The 3,777-nt window shown below is 67.2% G+C and carries 1 protein-coding gene and 1 pseudogene; both read right to left on the bottom strand.

Annotation, left to right across the window (positions count from 1 at the left end):
- Positions 1-439: pseudogene (locus B0E54_RS32145) on the bottom strand (hypothetical protein); the annotation flags it as partial.
- Positions 440-778: 339 nt separating this feature from the next.
- On the bottom strand, positions 779-3,777 hold a 2,999-nt coding region (locus tag B0E54_RS32150), incomplete at its 5' end, for an FG-GAP-like repeat-containing protein (protein ID WP_234591601.1).

Raw genomic sequence — 3,777 nt, forward strand, 5'->3', positions numbered from 1 at the left:
GCGAGCGGTCGCCGCTGACCAGGTGTGCCATCGGCCCGCTGCCACCTCCGGACAGCGTGATGTCATGCGTGGTGGTGGTCGCCGTGATGGCGCCGTCGGCCCGCCGGACCAGGGTGGGGTCGAGCTGCTTCCACGTGTCGCCGACGCGCTTGCGGCTCGGCATGGCGCTCTGGCTGAGCACGATCTGGCCGTTCGGAAGAGCGGACATGGTCTCCGTGGAGGTGCCTGCGGCGGTCGCCTCGACCTGCTTGCCGGTCCGCTTGGCCTGAGCGAGGGCGGCGTCGACCCCGAGCGGTCCGGCCGGGACGGCGGCGGGTTTCGGTTGTACGGGAGCGGCAGCGGCGGCCGGCCGTGCGAGCGGCACTGTGGCCGAGGCGATGGCGACGGCAGCCAACGCACCCGATGCGACAGCGCGCAGGCGCAGTCGTCTGGTGATCATAAGCAAGAACTCCTCTTGAGTGATGTGCCGCGAACGCGGCAGACGTGTTCGATCGGCGGCCTTGGTGTAGCAGTCACGCCGGCCTGAGGGATAGCTCCCCAGGGACACGACGAGTCCGTTTGCGAATCACTGAGATGTTTTGAAGGCACAGATCGAGGATCTTCGTGACAAATCCATGACCATTCCAGGTAGTTGACCATGCAACATCGCTCGTGCTATGGGGCTTGCCGAGGCACTCGCCGCAAGTGACAGGGGCGCGCGGATTCGGGCATGGCCGAGGTGGAAACAAAACCCGGCCGGTCCGGCCCGAGCTCATCACCCGGACCGGACCAGCCGTGATCAGAAGACCATGTTGAAGGCCGACCAGTTGGCACCGATGACGGTGTAGCCGGACTTGAACCGTCCTACCCCGTTGCCCTGGTAGAGGTGGAGATTCTTGGTCGTCGCGTGGCGGGCGATGACGTCGGTGTTGCCGTCCATATTGAAGTCGCCGACGGAAAAGATCCGGTCGAGGGCGGCCCAATTGTCGCCGATGACGGTGGAGCCGGGGTGGAACCTGCCGGTGCCGTTGCCGCGGTAGAGGTAGATGTCCTTGTTGGTCGCGTGTCGGGCCATTAGGTCAGTCTTGCCGTCGCCGTCGAAGTCGCCCGCCGAGAAGATCGTGTCGAAGGCGGCCCAGTTGTCGCCGATGAGGGTGGAACCGGAGATGAAGCCCCCGTTGCCGGTGCCCCGGTAGAGGTAGAGGTCCTTGCTGGTGGCATCGCGCGCGATCACGTCGGTCTTTCCGTCGCCGTCGAAGTCGCCTGGCGAGAGGATCTGGTCGAAGGCCGCCCAGTTGTCGCCGATAATGGTGGAACCGGAGAGGAACCTGCCGGTGCCGCTGCCCCGGTAGAGGTAGAGGTCCTTGTTGGTCGCGTGCCGGGCGATCACGTCGGTGATGCCGTCGCCGTTGAAGTCGCCCGGCGAGAAGATGGTGTCAAATGCGGACCAGGCCGCGCCGATGGTTGTCGAGCCGGACTGGAAGGTCCCAGCGCCGTTGCCCTGGTAGAGAAAGATGTCGTTGTTGGGCGTGTACCGCGCCATGACGTCCGGGTAACCGTCTCCGCTGAAGTCCCGGCGCGGGCCGGCGGGAACCGGCTGAACCGGGCTTACCACCGTGTTCCAGGTGAGCAACTCACTGAGCTGACCCTTGAACCAACCGCCGAGCCCGGCGGCCGACGTACGGTGCGCGCCCATCCGGAACGGGCCGGCGGCGTTCCAGTTGCCGGAGTGAGTCACCACCCCCTTGTTCAAGGCGCCGAGGTAGAGGCCGAGACGACCGTTGGCCTTCTCGTAGCTGACCGTCACCCTGGTCCAGACGCCCAGTCGGGCACTGTTCGCGCCGGCGGTGGCGACATCCCAGACCGGGTTCGCCACGTCGCTCTGTGCCATCGCAACCCGCCAACTGCTGTCCGAAGCGTCGATCCAAACCCTGATGCCGGCCGTGTTCGTCGCGTCCTGGGAGAAGACGGTGCCGCCGGCGGCGGTCGGTTTGACCCACACGGAGACGGTGAAGTCGGCGTTGCTGGTCACCGCCGGCGCGGCCGTGGCGAGCGCGCTGTTCGTCGTACCGTCGAACAGGGCAGCCCGGTCGAAGAGATCGCCGGAGGTCCACATGCTGTTACCGGCACCAGTGGCGTGCAGGGTGCCGACAGCGTCCTTCGCCACGTCGGCCCCCGTCACGGGGCCGCTCTCGGCGTCGGCGAGCGGCCAGGCGTGATTGGACGTGATGAGGCTCTGGGCCGGCTGCCCGGTGATGGTGCCAGCACCCGCGGACACCCCGGTGACCAACCAGGTCGTGGCGACCCCGCCGGCGCCGATGGTCCACAGGTCGGGGGTGCCGTCGATGTTGATGTCGGCGGCCTGCAGGTTCAGTGCGGCGCCGCGGTTCCAGTTGGTGGAGAGCGTGTAGGGCGTGTAGGTGAGCTGGGTGGTGTCCTGGTTGTAGGCCAGGTTGGTCCAGAGGTGCAGGGCGCCGGTGGTGCTGTTCCAGAGGAACATGGCGGTGCCGCTGCTGAGCTGGGCGGTGGTGATGGTCCAGTTGTTCCAGTCCACGCCGCCGCTCGGGGTGAGGGTCGTGGTGCTGCCTCCGTAGTAGTAGAGGCCGGGCGCGGAGGACATCGGGTAATAGTTGAGGAAGAACCCGTTCGTCGCGTCGCCGCTGGTGCCGATCAGGTCCGGGATGGTGGATCCGGTGCCTCGGGTATCGCCGGCGTTGGCCAACTGCAGCGGGGCGTTGCCGTTGCCGTCGACCAGCAGTTCACCCGAGACGCTGACCTGGTTGTCGTACGGCTGGATGACCGAGCCGTCACCACTGCCGCCCAGGACGGTTCCGTTGCCGGCGCTGACACCTGACGTGTAGTAGACGAGGACGTCCTGGAAGCCGGATCCGAGGAAGTGACCGGAGATCGCCTGGCCGCCGTCGAAGTCGGATGCGTCCTCGTTGCCGGTGACCCCGTTGCCCCGAGCTCCGATGTTCGCCGTGATCCGGTCTACGCCGGTTCCGTTCCTGCCGGCGGCGAGCCAGAGTCCGGAGGGCAGATTGTTCGCCTTGCCGACGGTGAGCAGGTCCGCGACATCGTCGCCGGTCATGTCGCCGTCGACCGCGGTGGCGGCGGGAGCGGCGTTGAAGACCTTGCTGGTGCTGTCGCCGAAGTTGCCACCAGCGGAGACGCTGGTGATGGTCAGCGTGTTGGTGAACCGCGTCGGTGACACCGTGAAGGTGGCGGCACCGGTCGCGTCGGCGGGGATGTCGACCGGCGGACCGCCGTTGAGCTGGGAGACGTACCCACTCGGCGTGGTGCCGCCACTGCCCTCGGACTTGGTGATGGTGAAGGTGGCCGGCTGGCCGACGGTGGCCCCCGCGGGCGCGTCACTCACTGACGGCTGACCCGGACGAGTGGGGTCGAATTTGAAGGTGCAGGTCGCCGACCAGTCGCTGGACGCCCCGAAGTCGGTCGCCTGGACCTTCCAAGAGAAGCTGGTGATGGTGCCGGCGGCTGCGCTCCGGAGGGTGGTCATCGGTACGACGAGAACCCCGGTGGAGCCGGAGGGGTACGTCAGCAGGCTCGGGTTGGAGGAGGCGAGCGCGGCCTGGGTGGTGTCGGTGGTCTTCCAAAGCTTGAAGGAGACGCCGAGGGTGCCGCCGTTGCGGTCGGAGACCGGCGCATAGAGGGAGACGGAGGCGTCGCCGACGGTGCTGCCACCCGCGCAGGCGGTCTTCGGTGAGGTGGTCATACCCGTCGGCTTGTTGGGCTTGTGGTTGTAGCGGATTTCGAGCGTGGGGCTGGTTTCCAGGA

Origin of the sequence: Micromonospora sp. MH99 (assembly GCF_021442385.1) — a bacterium.
In the GTDB taxonomy this organism is placed as follows: Bacteria; Actinomycetota; Actinomycetes; order Mycobacteriales; family Micromonosporaceae; genus Micromonospora.